This window comes from Streptomyces sp. NRRL S-87 (assembly GCF_000719335.1).
Taxonomy (GTDB): Bacteria; Actinomycetota; Actinomycetes; order Streptomycetales; family Streptomycetaceae; genus Streptomyces.
This window is the reverse complement of record NZ_JOGB01000021.1, coordinates 1-14696: the sequence shown is the minus strand read 5'-3', so window position 1 is coordinate 14696 and position 14696 is coordinate 1. Positions and strand designations below refer to the sequence as shown.

General features: G+C 71.7%; 12 protein-coding genes, 1 rRNA gene and 1 riboswitch. Of the genes, 1 reads left to right on the top strand and 12 read right to left on the bottom strand.

The features are described 5' to 3' along the window. Window positions 1-96: 96 nt before the first annotated feature. Entirely contained in the window at window positions 97-2982 is a 2886-nt protein-coding gene (gene gcvP, locus IF43_RS0115280; RefSeq protein WP_030200016.1) for an aminomethyl-transferring glycine dehydrogenase, read from the bottom strand. Between the two features lie 191 nt (window positions 2983-3173). Next, a riboswitch (glycine riboswitch) is annotated at window positions 3174-3272 on the bottom strand. Window positions 3273-3385: 113 nt separating this feature from the next. Here gcvP and IF43_RS0115275 point away from each other — a divergent pair. Next, on the top strand, window positions 3386-3781 hold the full coding sequence (locus tag IF43_RS0115275; protein ID WP_030200014.1) for a PRC-barrel domain-containing protein: 396 nt from the start codon (window positions 3386-3388) through the stop codon (window positions 3779-3781). Window positions 3782-3905: 124 nt separating this feature from the next. Here IF43_RS0115275 and IF43_RS42705 read toward each other — a convergent pair whose 3' ends face one another. The 11 genes from IF43_RS42705 to rrf all read right to left on the bottom strand — a co-directional run. Next, window positions 3906-5591, bottom strand: coding sequence for a DNA polymerase IV (locus tag IF43_RS42705; RefSeq protein ID WP_234332193.1), 1686 nt, complete (start codon window positions 5589-5591; stop codon window positions 3906-3908). A gap of 98 nt (window positions 5592-5689) precedes the next feature. Then, window positions 5690-6328: a MerR family transcriptional regulator gene (locus IF43_RS0115265; protein ID WP_030200010.1), complete on the bottom strand. Its 639-nt coding sequence runs from the start codon at window positions 6326-6328 to the stop codon at window positions 5690-5692. A gap of 244 nt (window positions 6329-6572) precedes the next feature. Beyond that, a complete protein-coding gene (locus tag IF43_RS0115260) occupies window positions 6573-7046 on the bottom strand; it encodes a bifunctional nuclease family protein (protein ID WP_030200008.1) in 474 nt (157 codons plus the stop codon). Between the two features lie 85 nt (window positions 7047-7131). Continuing rightward, complete coding sequence (locus tag IF43_RS0115255; RefSeq protein WP_030200006.1) at window positions 7132-7899, bottom strand: MerR family transcriptional regulator; 768 nt, start codon at window positions 7897-7899, stop codon at window positions 7132-7134. Between the two features lie 73 nt (window positions 7900-7972). Next, the gene (locus IF43_RS39475; protein WP_078910204.1) at window positions 7973-8911 is read right to left on the bottom strand and encodes an FHA domain-containing protein; all 939 of its coding nucleotides are present in this window, start codon (window positions 8909-8911) and stop codon (window positions 7973-7975) included. An 85-nt stretch (window positions 8912-8996) separates the two neighbouring features. Next, window positions 8997-9971 (bottom strand): DUF881 domain-containing protein, encoded by a 975-nt coding sequence (locus tag IF43_RS0115245; RefSeq protein ID WP_234332189.1) that lies wholly within the window; start codon window positions 9969-9971, stop codon window positions 8997-8999. 5 nt (window positions 9972-9976) lie between these two features. Continuing rightward, on the bottom strand, window positions 9977-10309 hold the full coding sequence (locus IF43_RS0115240; protein ID WP_003970459.1) for a small basic family protein: 333 nt from the start codon (window positions 10307-10309) through the stop codon (window positions 9977-9979). Beyond that, window positions 10306-11199, bottom strand: a complete 894-nt coding sequence (locus IF43_RS0115235) for a DUF881 domain-containing protein (RefSeq protein ID WP_030199999.1) — start codon at window positions 11197-11199, stop codon at window positions 10306-10308. The genes IF43_RS0115240 and IF43_RS0115235 overlap by 4 nt, the downstream gene beginning before the upstream one ends. A 107-nt stretch (window positions 11200-11306) precedes the next feature. After that, window positions 11307-13805, bottom strand: coding sequence for a mannose-1-phosphate guanyltransferase (locus IF43_RS0115230; RefSeq protein ID WP_030199997.1), 2499 nt, complete (start codon window positions 13803-13805; stop codon window positions 11307-11309). Between the two features lie 97 nt (window positions 13806-13902). Next, the gene (locus IF43_RS0115225) at window positions 13903-14493 is read right to left on the bottom strand and encodes a CDP-alcohol phosphatidyltransferase family protein (protein ID WP_030199995.1); all 591 of its coding nucleotides are present in this window, start codon (window positions 14491-14493) and stop codon (window positions 13903-13905) included. Between the two features lie 129 nt (window positions 14494-14622). Then, window positions 14623-14696: ribosomal RNA gene (rrf, locus tag IF43_RS0115220) — 5S ribosomal RNA — on the bottom strand; the annotation flags it as partial.

The following is a 14696-nucleotide window of genomic DNA, read 5'->3' as shown; positions in this document are numbered from 1 at the left end:
CCCGCGGCGGCACGCGGAAGGGGCCGGTCCGGAGGATCACTCCTCCGGACCGGCCCCTTTCACGGCTTTCGGTCAGCCGTTCGGGTCACCGCCCGGTCAGTTGTCGTACTCGTCCAGGGGCGGGCAGGAGCAGACCAGGTTGCGGTCGCCGAAGGCGCCGTCGATCCGGCGCACCGGCGGCCAGTACTTCTCGGTGGCCGTGACGCCGGCCGGGAAGACCGCCTCGTCGCGGGTGTACGGGTGGTTCCACTCGCCGCCCAGGGCCGCCGCGGTGTGCGGGGCGTTGTGCAGCGGGTTGTCGTCGGCCGGCCACTCGCCGCCGGCGACCCGCTCGATCTCGCCGCGGATGGAGATCATCGCGTCGCAGAAGCGGTCGATCTCGCCGAGGTCCTCGGACTCGGTGGGCTCGATCATCAGCGTGCCGGCCACCGGGAACGACATCGTCGGCGCGTGGAAGCCGTAGTCGATCAGGCGCTTGGCGATGTCGTCGACGCTGACGCCGGTCTCCTTGGAGAGCGGGCGCAGGTCGATGATGCACTCGTGCGCGACCAGGTCGCCGGGGCCCGTGTAGAGCACGGGGTAGTGCGGCTCCAGGCGCTTGGCGATGTAGTTGGCGCCCAGCACCGCCACCTGGGTGGCGCGCTTGAGGCCCTCGCCGCCCATCAGGCGCACGTACGACCACGAGATCGGCAGGATGCCGGCGGAGCCCCACGGGGCGGCCGAGATCGGGCCGACACCGGTCTCCGGACCGGCGGTGGGCTGCAGCGGGTGGTTCGGCAGGTACGGGGCCAGGTGGGACCGGACCGCGACGGGGCCGACGCCCGGGCCGCCGCCGCCGTGCGGGATGCAGAAGGTCTTGTGCAGGTTCAGGTGCGAGACGTCGCCGCCGAAGTGACCCGGCTTGGCGAGGCCGACCAGGGCGTTGAGGTTGGCGCCGTCGACGTACACCTGGCCGCCGGCGTCGTGCACCAGACCGCAGATCTCGGCGACGTGCTCCTCGAACACACCGTGCGTGGACGGGTAGGTGATCATCAGCACGGCGAGCTCGTCGCGGTACTGCTCGATCTTGGCGCGCAGGTCGGCGGCGTCGACCTCACCGTCGTCGGCGGTCTTGACGACGACCACCTTCATGCCGGCCATGACCGCGGAGGCGGCGTTCGTGCCGTGCGCGGAGGACGGGATGAGGCAGACGGTGCGCTGCTCGTCGCCGTTGGCGCGGTGGTACGCGCGGACGGCCAGCAGGCCCGCCAGCTCGCCCTGGGAGCCGGCGTTCGGCTGGAGCGAGACGCTGTCGTAGCCGGTGACCTCGCAGAGACGTTCCTCCAGCTCGTGGATGAGCGTGAGGAAGCCCTGGACCTGGTCGACCGGGGCGAAGGGGTGCAGCTGGCCGAACTCGGGCCAGGTCACCGACTCCATCTCGGTGGTCGCGTTGAGCTTCATGGTGCAGGAGCCCAGCGGGATCATGCCGCGGTCCAGCGCGTAGTCCTTGTCCGCCAGCTTGCGCAGGTAGCGCAGCATCTGGGTCTCGGAGCGGTGCTGGTGGAAGACCGGGTGGGTGAGGTACGCGTCCGTGCGCAGCAGCGCCCCGGGCAGCGTGTCCGCGGCGGAGGCGTCGAGGGCCTCGATGTCGGCGGTGACGCCGAAGGCGGCCCAGACGGCCTCGACGTGGGCGCGCAGGGTGGTCTCGTCGCAGGAGACCGAGACGTGGTCCGCGTCGACGAGGTGCAGGTTGACCCCGCCCTGGCGGGCAGCGGCGACGACGTCGGCGGCGCGGCCGGGGACGCGGGCGGTCAGCGTGTCGAAGTACGCGGCGTGGACCAGCTCGACCCCGCCGGCCGTCAGGCCCGCGGCCAGCACGGTGGCGTAGCGGTGGGTCCGCTGCGCGATCTGCTTCAGGCCGTCGGGGCCGTGGTAGACGGCGTACATGCCGGCCATGACGGCCAGCAGCACCTGCGCGGTGCAGATGTTGCTGGTGGCCTTCTCGCGGCGGATGTGCTGCTCGCGGGTCTGCAGGGCGAGGCGGTAGGCCTTGTTGCCGTCCGCGTCGACCGAGACGCCGACGAGGCGGCCGGGCAGCGAGCGGGCGTGCTTGTCCTGGACGGCCATGTAGCCGGCGTGCGGGCCGCCGAAGCCCATCGGGACGCCGAAGCGCTGGGTGGTGCCCACGGCGATGTCCGCACCGAGGGAGCCCGGCGAGGCCAGCAGGGTCAGGGCGAGCAGGTCGGCGGCGACGGTGACGATGGCGCCGAGCTCGTGGGCCTGGTCGATGACCGGCTTGATGTCGCGGACCGCACCCGAGGCGCCCGGGTACTGGATCAGGACGCCGAAGACGCCGCGCTCGGCGATCTCGGCCGGGATGCCCGCGGACAGGTCGGCGACGACGACCTCGACGCCGGTCGGCTCGGCGCGGGTCTGGATGACCGCGACGGTCTGCGGCAGGGCGTCGGCGTCGATGACGTACACGCCGTTCTTGACCTTGCCGACGCGGCGCGAGAGGGACATGGCCTCGGCGGCCGCGGTGCCCTCGTCGAGCAGGGAGGCGCCGGAGGTGGGCAGGCCCGTCAGGTCGGCGACCACGGTCTGGAAGTTGATCAGGGCCTCGAGGCGGCCCTGGGAGATCTCGGGCTGGTACGGCGTGTAGGCCGTGTACCAGCTCGGGTTCTCCATGACGTTGCGCAGGATCACCGGCGGGGTGAACGTGCCGTAGTAGCCGAGGCCGATCATCGGGGTGAGGACCTCGTTGCGGGCGGCGAGGGAGCGCAGCTCGGCGAGCACCTCGGCCTCGGTGCGGGCCTCGGGGAGGTTCAGGGCCTCCGCGCTCTTGATCACGTCGGGCACGGCGGCCGCGGTGAGCTCGTCGAGCGAGCCGTAGCCGACCTGGGCGAGCATCTTGGCCTGGGCCTCGGAGTCAGGGCCGACGTGGCGCTGCTCGAAGGGGATGCCGCGCTCCAGCTGGGAGAGCGGGATACGAGGGGCGGTCATGGGCGGAGGCCTCCTGGTCTGACGCGACCTGCGAGGGGTACCACGGCGCGGGCACCCGGACGGCCTCCCCCTCTGTCATCTCAACCTGAGAGCTTCACCGGCACGCCCAGAGGGCACGCCGGCTTTCACCGTCGGTGAGGAGGGGTTCCGGATCGTGACCGTCCGACGCCCGCCCTGCTTTCCAGAGTGGCCTCGTCCGTGCGGTACGTCTGCCTGAGAGATTCCGGGGAGGATTTGCTCCTTCGGCGCCTCCGCCCAACTCACTCGGAGGACTCTCCCGCGCGGGGTCAGCAGCCGGAAACCAGACTACCAGCGAGGTTCCCGGGACTCCCTCGAGTGGCCCCCTCTCCGAATATGCACTTTTGTAGTCATTACGGAGCAGTTGCGACCACGTGGAGGGACCGTGCAGACCGATATCGATCCGCGCAGCCTGATCGGCCGCAAGGCGTTCGACATCAACGGCACCAAGATCGGCACGGTCGACGAGGTCTACCTCGACGACGCGACCGGGGAACCGGAGTGGGCCGCCGTGCGCACCGGCCTCTTCGGCCGGGACGCCTTCGTCCCCCTGGAGCCCAGCGAAGTCGTCGGGGACACGCTCCGCGTGCCCTTCGACCGCTCCCTGATCAAGGACGCCCCCGACTTCGGCGTCGGCCGCCACCTCTCCCCCGAGCAGGAACTCCAGCTCTACCACCACTACGGCCTGGACGTCCGCCTCCCCGGCGAGATCGCCCCGCCCGAGACCGCCCCGCCCCCGGACCACGACTTCGGCCGCCTGGCCAACGACAACGGCTCCTGACGCCCGGCCGGCGATCGGCGGCCCGGCCCCCGGGCGGTCCGCGGCCGGGGACCCGGACCGGGACCTCCGGGCCGGCGACCCCGGGCCGGGACCTCCGGACCGGGACCTCCGGACCGGCACTCCCCTACGCCGCGCCCGGCGCGCGGAACGCCGCCGCGTGGGCGGCCGCCTCGGCCGCGGCGCGCGCGGCGGCCTCCGGATCGACCAGCGGCAGCGGATCGGCGGGCTCCAGGTCCGGGTCGTCGACCTTGAAGGTCCGCACCCGCCCCGGCACCCGCGAGCCCGGCTCCTCGAACCGGACGGTCACCCGGCCGACCCCGCTGCCCTGCACCCACCCGGCCCCGTACACCGCGTGACGGACGTCACTGCCGGCGGACCAGCGGCGCTCCGGCGCACCCCCGGCCTCCGCCACCCGGGCCTCGCTCCCCGGCGCTCCCGGGCCCGCCGGAGGGTCCGTACGGACCCCTTCCGCCCCGGGCCGCCCCGCCCCGGCACCCCCGAGGGCCCCGGCGACCCCACCCGCCCCGTCCGTCCGGGCGGGCCCGTCCGGCCCCCCGGTTCCGCCGGGGCCGCCACCGGCTCCCACCGCCCCGGCCGGACCCGTTCCGACAGGCCCGCCGGACCCGCCGGACCCACCAGAGCCATCAGAGCCGCCAGAGCCGCCAGAGCCACCAAGACCACCGGACGCGCCCGACGCGCCCGACGCGCCCGACGCACCGGACTCCGCGGACTCCGCCCCCGCCGCCTGCGCGAACAGGTCCTCCTGGGTGTAGTCCGCCAGGCCGGACACGCCCACGCCGAGCAGCCGCACGCCCCCCGTCGTGTCCACCGCCTCCAGCAGCCGCGCCGCGGCCTCCCGCACCACCGCCGGATCGTCCGTGGGCCCGCGCAGGGTCTCCGAGCGCGTCAGCGTGGAGAAGTCGAACCTGCGCACCTTCAGCACGATGGTGCGTCCCGAGTGCCCCGAGCCGCGCAGCCGCTGCACGCAGCGGTCGGCCAGCCGCTGGACCTCGTTCCGGATGCGGACCCGGTCGTGCAGGTCGACGTCGAAGGTGTCCTCGACCGAGACCGACTTCGCGTCCCGCTCGGCCACCACGGCCCGGTCGTCCAGGCCGAGCGCCATCCGGTACAGCCCCACCCCGTGCGCCCGCCCGAGCAGCCGTACGAGCTCGTCCTCGCCGGCCTCGGCGAGTTCGCCGACGGTGGTCATCCCGGCCCGGCGCAGGTGCTCCCCGGTGGCCGGGCCCACGCCCGGCAGGGTGCGGACCGACATCGGCGCCAGGAGCTCCCGCTCGGCGCCCACGGGGATCAGCACCAGGCCGTCCGGCTTGGCCTCCTCCGAGGCGATCTTGGCGAGCATCTTGGAGCCGGCCAGCCCGACCGACCCGCTCAGCCCGGTCACCGCCCGGATGTCCGCCCGCAGCCGCTGACCGGCCGCGCGCGCCGAGGCCTCGTCGAAGGCCGCCCCGCCGGCCTCCAGGTCCACGAAGGCCTCGTCCAGGCTCAGCGGCTCCACCAGGGGCGACAGGCCGCGCAGCAGCTCCATCACCTGTTCGCTGACGGTCCGGTACAGGGAGAAGCGCGGCACCAGGTAGGCCCCGTTCGGACACAGCCGCCGGGCCTGCGCCATCGGCATGGCCGAGTGGACCCCGAACCGCCTCGCCTCGTAGGAGGCCGTCGCCACCACCCCGCGCGGGCCGAGCCCGCCGACGATCACGGGCTTTCCGCGCAGGCTCGGCTTGGCCGCCTGCTCTGCGGCGGCGAAGAAGGCGTCCATGTCCAGGTGCAGGATGGTCGGCGCGGCTCTCACGACGCTGATGCTGCCTCACACCACTGACAACGGCTCGCACGCACGTCCGAGCCGAACCGGTTCTCGTCCGACGGGGACGCTCCCCCGCCGCGGCGCCCTCAGACCGCCCGGCTGTTGCGGCGCCGCGCCAGCTCGTCCGTCGGGTTGTGGCCGACCAGCGTCTCACCGGTGTCCACGCGCTCGCCGTGCAGCTGCGACAGGGCGTGCTCCACGTCCCGCCACACCACGCCCACGGCGATGCCGAAGATGCCCTGCCCGCCCTGGAGCAGGTCCACGACCTCGTCCGGGGAGGTGCACTCGTACACCGTGGCCCCGTCGCTCATGAGCGTCATCCGCTCCAGGTCGGCGAAGCCCCGGTCCCGGAGGTGCTGGACGGCCGTACGGATGTTCTGCAGTGCCACGCCAGTGTCCAGGAAGCGCTTGACGATCTTCAGGACGACGACGTCGCGGAAGCTGTACAGGCGCTGGGTGCCCGAGCCGTAGGCGGGCCGCACGCTCGGCTCCACCAGCCCGGTACGGGCCCAGTAGTCGAGCTGCCGGTACGTGATGCCGGCCGCGGCACAGGCCGTGGGACCCCGGTAGCCGACCTCCTCGGAAGGCCCTGCGCCGGGCGTCCCGGCAGGCTCCGGCTGCCGCCGGGCGGCACCGATCACACCACCGTGGAGCGGGTACGGCCCGCTCTCCCCCGGACTACGCGCGGGGATGCCCCCGGTCGTACCGTCGCCGCTCGTTCTCACGCCGACCCTCCGTCCTTGACCTGCCATCTCGACGGTAGGCAGTCACCCGGGGTGCGTCAACGATCGCCACACTCGGCACGCCGAGTGATAATCACCCTGAGAGTGGTTTCCCGTACCCCTTCGCGGGGAAAGGCTACTCGAATGCCTTGGGAAACCATCGGGGAACGGGCCGAGCCGGACCGGTCGAAACCGGACGGACATTACGGGGCAGACGGCGCGGACCGCACGCACGCCCCGCAGCGCCTCACTGACTGCCGGTGCCGAAGTCCTCGGGCGAGATCTGGTCGAGGAACTCGCGGAACTTCTCCACCTCGTCCTCCTGCTCGTCCGGGATCGCGATGCCCGCGTCGTCCAGCACGCCGTCACTGCCGTAGATCGGCGTTCCGGTGCGCAGTGCGAGCGCTATCGCGTCCGAGGGGCGGGCGCTGACCTCCACGCCGCTGGCGAAGACGAGCTCCGCGTAGAAGACGCCCTCGCGCAGGTCGGTGATCCGCACCTCGCTGAGCTCTTCGCCCAGGGCCTCCAGCACGTCCTTGAACAGGTCGTGGGTCAGCGGCCGGGCAGGGGCCATCCCCTGCTGGGCGAAGGCGATCGCGGTCGCCTCGCCGGGACCGATCCAGATGGGAAGGTACCGGTCGCCTCCCACCTCGCGCAGGAGCACGATCGGCTGGTTGGAGGGCATTTCCACCCGGACACCCACAACGTCGAGCTCGTTCACACAGCAACCCTAGGACCTGGCGGACGGGTTTGGGTAGTCGGGCTCCCCCGAACCTGCACGGTCCGCCCCGCGACGCGGGCCGCGGTCAGCTCGGCCGCACCCCGAGCGCCGTGCGCACGAGCGCCTCGTGCAGGCGTACGGAAAGCCCCGCCAGCTCCCGTACGGTCGCCTCGGCATGGGCCCTGGTCTGCGGGTTGCGGTGCCGCCGCAGCGGTGCGACGACCTGTTCGACCAGCCCCGCCTCGCGGTCGGCGGCCGCCTTCATGGCCCTCAGGTGCCGCGGCTCCAGGCCGAACCGGCCGAGATCGGCGACGAGGCGGGCCACCGTGACCGCTTCGGCGTCGTAGCCGCCGCCCTCCGCCTCCGCGATCAGGCCGTACGACTCCCACTCCGCGAGCTGCGCCTCGTCCACCTCGGCCGCGGCCAGCAGCTCGGACCGCCCGACCCGGGCCACCGTGGGCCGGTCGGCACCGCCGTCGATGACGCCGAGCACGGAGTCCAGGACGGAGTCGACGACCGCGTCGCCCTGCGGCGAGGGGGCCGGGATGCGCACCTGCTCGCCCCGGTCCAGGGCGTCCAGCTGCTCGCGGATGACCTTCAGCGGCAGGTAGTGGTCGCGCTGCAGCCGCAGCACGCGGGCCAGCCGCTCCACGTCCTGCGGGCTGAACTTGCGGTAGCCGGAGGGCGTGCGGTGGGGCTCGACGAGCCCTTCCGCCTCCAGGAAGCGGATCTTGGAGATGGTCACTTCGGGGAACTCGTCACGCAGCAGGTTGAGCACCGTCCCGATGCTCACCAGCCGCCCGACCGAGCCGGCGGTGCCGTTTCCGGCACCGCCCGTCGGTGTACGCAGCATGGACCTTCCCTGGGGATACCCCCGGACCGCCGGTCCGGGGGTGGGGGTCGCCCCAGGCTGAGCCTGGGGGCGGTCAGATGCCTCGCTGGGACGCGTAGAAGACCAGCCGGTACTTGCCGATCTGCACCTCGTCGCCGTTGTTGAGCGCGACCGAGTCGATCGGCTCGCGGTTGACGTACGTGCCGTTGAGGCTGCCGACGTCGGCGACCGTGAAGCCGCCCTCCGGGCTCCGCCGGAACTCGACATGCCGCCGGGAGACGGTGACGTCGTCCAGGAAGATGTCGCTCTGCGGGTGTCGGCCCGCCGTCGTCAGCTCGCCGTCCAGGAGGAAGCGGCTGCCCGAGTTCGGCCCGCGCCGGACGATCAGGAGCGCCGAGCCCGGGGGCAGGGCCTCCACCGCGGCCTGCGCCTCGGGCGAGAGCGACGGCGCGGTGTGCTGACCGGTCGCCTCCGCCTCGTAGGCCTCCAGACCCGAGATGGAGATCGTCGACGTGGTCTCCGACGCGCGCTCCGGCGTCAGACCCGGCCGCAGCGGCGCACCGCAGTTCGAGCAGAAACGGCTGTCCTCGCCATTGCGGTGCCCGCACCTGCCGCACACCAACATGGACGGCTCCTCGCGCCGCGGCTGCCCCGCGGAGGCATGGGTTTGAGTGGCGTACGGGTCGGGGGCAAACCCTCCACCCGCACTTGAGGTTGACGCTTCACCGAAACCTATGCGTCCCGACCCGGCCGGGTCAACGGACGACGCGCCGGGGGCGCCCGCAGTGTCACCGGGGCCCGCGACCTCGTCGCGGAACAGCGGGCGACCGCCCTGCTCCTCCGCTTCACCGGGCCGGGCGGCCCGGTGCTTGGCACCGCTGTCCTCGCGTGCCTTCTTGCCGAACAACTTCTCAAACAACTTCACGGGCGATTCCCCTTGACCGAAACAGACCCGCCCGTGGGGCAGGACGAACCCTGAACGCACACACCTGCCGACCCGGACATTCTCACAACGTCCGCACCCACCGGACAGTTTCCACCACGCACCGCTCGTTCGGTGCGTCGACCCCCCGCAAGCATCCGCCCACGTGAGCCGCTCCACACAGCACCCCGAATCCTCACGATGACGACCGAGCGTAGTCAGGCTGCTTCGCTGCCCGCAAGGCGTCGACGACGATCTTCGGTGACCGCACCACCGTCGCGGTGGCCTGCTCCTTCTCCAGCGTCTGGATCACGCCACCGGGGATGTTGAGCGCGGGCTCCAGGTCCTGTGGCCTGCCGATCACCTTGAACTCGTAGGGCTGTGTGATCTTCTTACCGTCGACGGCGACACCACCCTCCGCTTCCGAGAAGTACGTGTCGGCGACCACGCGGACGCCGTTCACCTGGATCGCCTCCGCCCCGGCGGCACGCAGCTCCTGGATCGCGTCCAGCAGCATGTCGGGCTCGACGAGCTGCTTGGGGTCCCCGACCCGCAGCGTGATGCCGGGTCCCTGCGCCGCGACCGTACCCGCGAGGATGCCGAGTTGGCGCTCCTTCTCGACGGTCTGCTTGCGGGCCTCCTCGGCCTGGTCGGAGCTGTTCTCCAGCTCCGTTCGCTGGTCCTCCAGGCGCTGCTTCTCGTCCTGCAGCCGCTTGGTGCGGCCGTCGAGCTCGTCGAGGATCCGGACGAGGTCCTCCTGACGGGCGCCGCGCAGCGCGCTCGAGTCGCTGTTGGACCGTACCTGGATCGCGAGGCCGAGGCCGAGGACGAAAAGGAGCAGGGCGACCACGAGTTGGGCACGGGTGATCCGCGGAGGCCAGAGGCCGGCCGCCAGCCGGGCCCGGCCGGTGAGCTCCGGCCCGGCCTGGACCGGGGCCTGCGGACCGGCGTCGTCGCGGTCCTGGTGCCCGGCGTGCGGCCCGTCCTGCGGCCCGTCCTCCGGTCCGGCCGCGTCACGGGGCTGCGGCCCGGCACCGGGACCCGGCTCCGGAGCGGGCCCCGGGGCCGAGGACGGCTCCGACCGCTCCGGCCGGTCCTGGGGCTGCGGCCCGGGCTGCGCGGTGCCCTCGCCCGTCGGCTCCTCGCCGGGAGTGGGAGTGTGCGTACTCATCGGCCTCACGCCCGGAACACGTGCCGGCGGATGGCCGCCGCGTTGGAGAAGATGCGGATGCCGAGGACGACCACGACGCCCGTGGACAGCTGGGCGCCGACGCCCAGCTTGTCGCCGAGGAAGACGATCAGCGCGGCCACGACGACGTTCGACAGGAACGACACCACGAAGACCTTGTCGACGAAGATCCCGTCCAGCATCGCCCGCAGACCGCCGAACACCGCGTCGAGGGCCGCCACGACGGCGATGGGGAGGTAGGGCTCGACCACGGCCGGCACCTCGGGCCGGACGAGAAGTCCGACCACCACTCCCACCACGAGGCCCAGTACCGCGATCACGATGCACCCTTCTTCGGTTCTGCTGTACGAACGATCAGGCTCGACGCGGCCGGCAGCCGTACGTCGCCCTCCTTGGAGACGCTGTAGCGGATGCCGTAGTTCTCCTGGAGCACGTGCAGGTACTGGCCATCGGCGCTGTCCTGGAAATCCGTGCTCAGCCGGTTCCTGTCCCCCACCGCGAGCACCTCGTACGGCGGCACCAGCGGCCGGTTGTCGACCAGTATCGCGTCACCGGCGGCCCGGATGGCCGAGAGCGCCGTCAGCCGCTGGCCGTTGATCGACACCGCCTCCGCGCCGGACTGCCACAGGCCGTTGACGATCCGCTGCATGTCCCGGTCGCGCACGCGCCCGGTGTCCGAGAACCCGGCGCTCTCGCGCGGCCCGCCGCCCGCGGTGTCCGAGGCGCCCTTGGCGTCGTCCACCGTCAGCTTCAGCCCGGGACCGTGCACCTCGGTGGCGCCCGACAGCAGGGCCACCAGGTCGGCCTGGTCGCCGCCGTGCTCCTTGAGCGCCTGGCGCTGGCGACCGGCGACGTCCGACCGCAGCCGCTCGATGTCGTTCTCCAGACCGTCGGCCGTGGCCGTGGCCCGCTCGACGCGGCTGATGAGCTCCTCGCGCTCCTTCGCGATCACGGGGGCCGATATCCGGGCCTGGGCCGCCCCCAGGGTGACGACCATCGCCGCGAGCACGAGCCCGCCGGCCAGGCCCAGCTTCGCCTTGACGGTCCGCGGCAGGCCCGTCCCGCCCTCGGCGCGCCGGGCGGCCGCCTCGGCGTACCCCTCGTCGAGGCTGTGGTCCATCACGTGCGTCAGCAGCGACATGGAGGCGTCCGGGCGCGCGGGCCGGGGGCCCGTGCTCCGGTTGGTGGGCGGCTGCGACATGCGGCACATCGTCGCACGTCGCGCGGGCCTACGCCGAATGGGCCCCCGAGGTGCCGGGACGGTGCGGCTGCACCGGCCCGGCCCCGCGGGGGCCCGCCCCGTACGGGGTACGCGGCTCAGTCCCGTCCGGCACCCTCCACGACCGCGGTCCACTCGTCGAGCAGGGCCTGCGCCGACCCGTCGTCGGGGCCTTCGGCCCACAGGTGCGTGACGGCCTCGGCCGGGTCCGGCAGCACCAGCGCCCACCGGCCGTCGGCCTCCACCACCCGCACGCCGTCCGTGGTGTCCACGGCCCGCTCCCCGGCGGCCTCCACCACCCGGCGCATGACCAGACCCTTGACCGCCCACGGGGTGGCCAGGTCCCTCTTGAGGACATGGGCTCGCGGTATGCGGGCGTCGATCTGGCTCAGGGTGAGCTGGGTACGGGCGACCAGGCCGATCAGCCGGACGAACGCGGCCGCGCCGTCGAAGACGCTGCTGAACTCCGGGACGATCAGGCCGCCCCTGCCGTCACCACCGAAGATCGTCGTCTCGGCCCGCCCGACCCTGGTGAGGTCGTCCGGCGAGGTGGTGGTCCACTCGACCTGGGTACCGTGGTACGCGGCCACCTGCTCGGCGATCCGGGTCGTGGTCACCGGCAGGGCGACCCTGCCGCTGCGCCGCTCGGCGGCCACCAGGTCCAGCATCACCAGCAGCGCCCGGTCGTCCTCGATGATCCGGCCCCGCTCGTCCACGAGCGAGATCCGCTCGCCGACGGGGTCGAACCGGACCCCGAACGCCGCCCGCGCGGACGCGACGATCTCGCCGAGCCTGACCAGCCCGGACCGCCGGGACTCGGCGGTCTCGGTCGGCCGGGTCTCGTCCAGGCCCGGGTTGATGGTGAGCGCGTCGACGCCGAGCCTGCCGAGGAGGCTGGGCAGGACGAGGCCGGCGCTGCCGTTGGAGGCGTCGACGACGACCTTGAGGTTCGATTCGGCGATCCCCGTGGTGTCCACCCCGCGCAGCAGCGAGCCCGTGTACGAGTCGAAGACGCTGGACGGGAACTGCAGGTCGCCGATCTCGCCCGGGAAGGCCCGCCGGTACTCCTGACGCGCGTACACCCGGTCGAGCTTGCGCTGCCCGCCCGCGGAGAGGTCCGCGCCCCGCTCGTCGAAGAACATGATGTCGACGGAGTCCGGCACCCCCGGGGTGGTGCGGATCATGATGCCGCCGGCGGTGCCGCGGGCGGTCTGCTGCCGGGCCACGGGCAGCGGTACGTTCTCCAGGTCGCGCACGTCGATGGCGCTGGCCTGGAGCGCGGAGATCACCGCGCGTTTGAGCGCGCGGGCGCCGCGGGAGTGGTCGCGGGCCGTGGTGACGGTGGCGCCCTTCTTGAGGGTGGTGGCGTACGCGCCGGCGAGCCGGACCGCGAGCTCCGGGGTGATCTCGACGTTGATGATCCCGGAGACACCGCGGGCGCCGAACAGGTGCGCCTGGCCCCGGGACTCCCAGATGACCGAGGTGTTGACGAACGCGCCGGCCTCGACGGTCTTGAAGGGGTAGACCCGCACGTTGCCCTGAACGATCGATTCCTCACCGATGAGGCACTCGTCGCCGATGACGGCACCGTCCTCGATGCGGGCGGCCCGCATGATGTCGGTGTTCTTGCCGATCACGCAGCCGCGGAGGTTGCTGTGCGGACCGATGTACACGTTGTCGTGCACCACGGTCTTGTGCAGGAACGCTCCGCTCTTGACGACGACGTTGGAGCCCACCACGGTGTGCTCGCGGACCTCGGCCCCGGCCTCGACCTTGGCGTAGTCGCCGATGTAGACCGGGCCGCGGAGCACGGCGTCGGGGTGGACCTCGGCGCCTTCGGCGATCCATACGCCCGGGGAGATCTCGAAGCCGTCCATCTCGACCTCGACGTGCCCCTCCAGGACGTCGGCCTGGGCCTTGACGTAGCTCTCGTGGGTGCCGACGTCCTCCCAGTAGCCCTCGGCGATGTAGCCGTAGATCGGCCGTCCTTCCTTCATGAGCTGGGGGAAGACGTCGCCGGACCAGTCGACGGACACGTCGGGGTCGACGTAGTCGAAGACCTCGGGCTCCATGACGTAGATGCCGGTGTTGACGGTGTCCGAGAACACCTGCCCCCACGTCGGCTTCTCCAGGAACCGTTCGACCTGTCCCTCTTCGTCGACGATCGTGATGCCGAATTCCAGGGGGTTGGGCACCCGCGTGAGGCACACCGTGACCAGCGCGCCCTTTTCCTTGTGGAAGCGGATGAGGTCCGTCAGGTCGAAATCGGTGAGGGCATCGCCGGAAATCACCAGGAAAGCGTCGTCCTTCAGCGCTTCCTCGGCGTTCTTCACACTTCCGGCGGTGCCGAGCGGCTTCTCCTCGTGGGCGTACGTGAGCTCCATTCCGAGCTCCTCGCCGTCGCCGAAGTAGTTCTTGACGAGCGAGGCGAGGAACTGGACGGTCACGACGGTCTCAGTGAGCCCGTGGCGCTTGAGCAGCCTCAGTACGTGCTCCATGATCGGCCTGTTGGCCACGGGCAGGAGCGGTTTGGGCATGCTCGAGGTCATGGGGCGAAGGCGTGTGCCCTCGCCACCGGCCATCACGACGGCCTTCATGTCGGAAGGGTCCTCCTTGATGAGACGACGGTCCCGCCGATCACACCCCACCCGGATAGACAGCCCCACGGGTTCCACTGGAACTTCCGAGGCGGGCTCAATCGGCCGCGGCGTCCGCCTTGACCAGGCGGCGGACCTGAACCACGTAAAGGATCCCTGCCCACCAGTAGAGGGTTGTACCCCATCCTGCGAACGCCCATCCGAAAACTGAGGCTGTCCACGCGAGCCATCCGCTGCCGTCACTCAAGAGCAGCAACGGGAAGGCGTACATCAAGTTGAAGGTAGCTGCCTTCCCGAGGAAGTTCACCTGGGGCGGCGGATAGCCGTGCCGGCGGAGGATGAGCACCATCACGGCGAGCATCAGCTCGCGTGCGAAGAGTGCGAGCGTGAGCCACAGAGGCAGGATCTCCCGCCAGGTGAGGCCGATGAGCGTGGAAACGATGTAGAGCCGGTCCGCAGCGGGATCCAGCAACCTGCCGAGGTTGCTGATCTGGTTCCACCGTCGGGCGAGCTTTCCGTCGAGGTAGTCACTCACTCCGCTGAGGGCGAGCACGAAGAGTGCCCAGCCGTCCTGCTCCGTCAGGATGAGCCAGAGGAACAGGGGCACGCCGACGAGGCGCGCCATGCTCAGGATGTTGGGAATGGTGAGGACTCGGTCCGTCTGGACCCGGGTCTCCTGGACCTCCACCCGGGGGCCTCCATGGGAAACGTATGAACGATGCCTCCTGACCCTACAGGAGAACATCCGGACCCAGAACGCAGGAAAGCCCCGCACCTGGAACTCGTGTTCCTGGTGCGGGGCTTTCCCACAATGATTGTTCGGCGGCGTCCTACTCTCCCACAGGGTCCCCCCTGCAGTACCATCGGCGCTGAAAGGCTTAGCTTCCGGGT

Coding starts and splice junctions, on each gene's coding strand:
- gcvP (WP_030200016.1), bottom strand. CDS start 2,982: ATGACCGCCCCTCGTATCCCGCTCTCCCAGCTGGAGCGCGGCATCCCC.
- IF43_RS0115255 (WP_030200006.1), bottom strand. CDS start 7,899: ATGCTGCGTACACCGACGGGCGGTGCCGGAAACGGCACCGCCGGCTCG.
- IF43_RS0115245 (WP_234332189.1), bottom strand. CDS start 9,971: ATGAGTACGCACACTCCCACTCCCGGCGAGGAGCCGACGGGCGAGGGC.
- IF43_RS0115235 (WP_030199999.1), bottom strand. CDS start 11,199: ATGTGCCGCATGTCGCAGCCGCCCACCAACCGGAGCACGGGCCCCCGG.
- IF43_RS0115230 (WP_030199997.1), bottom strand. CDS start 13,805: ATGAAGGCCGTCGTGATGGCCGGTGGCGAGGGCACACGCCTTCGCCCC.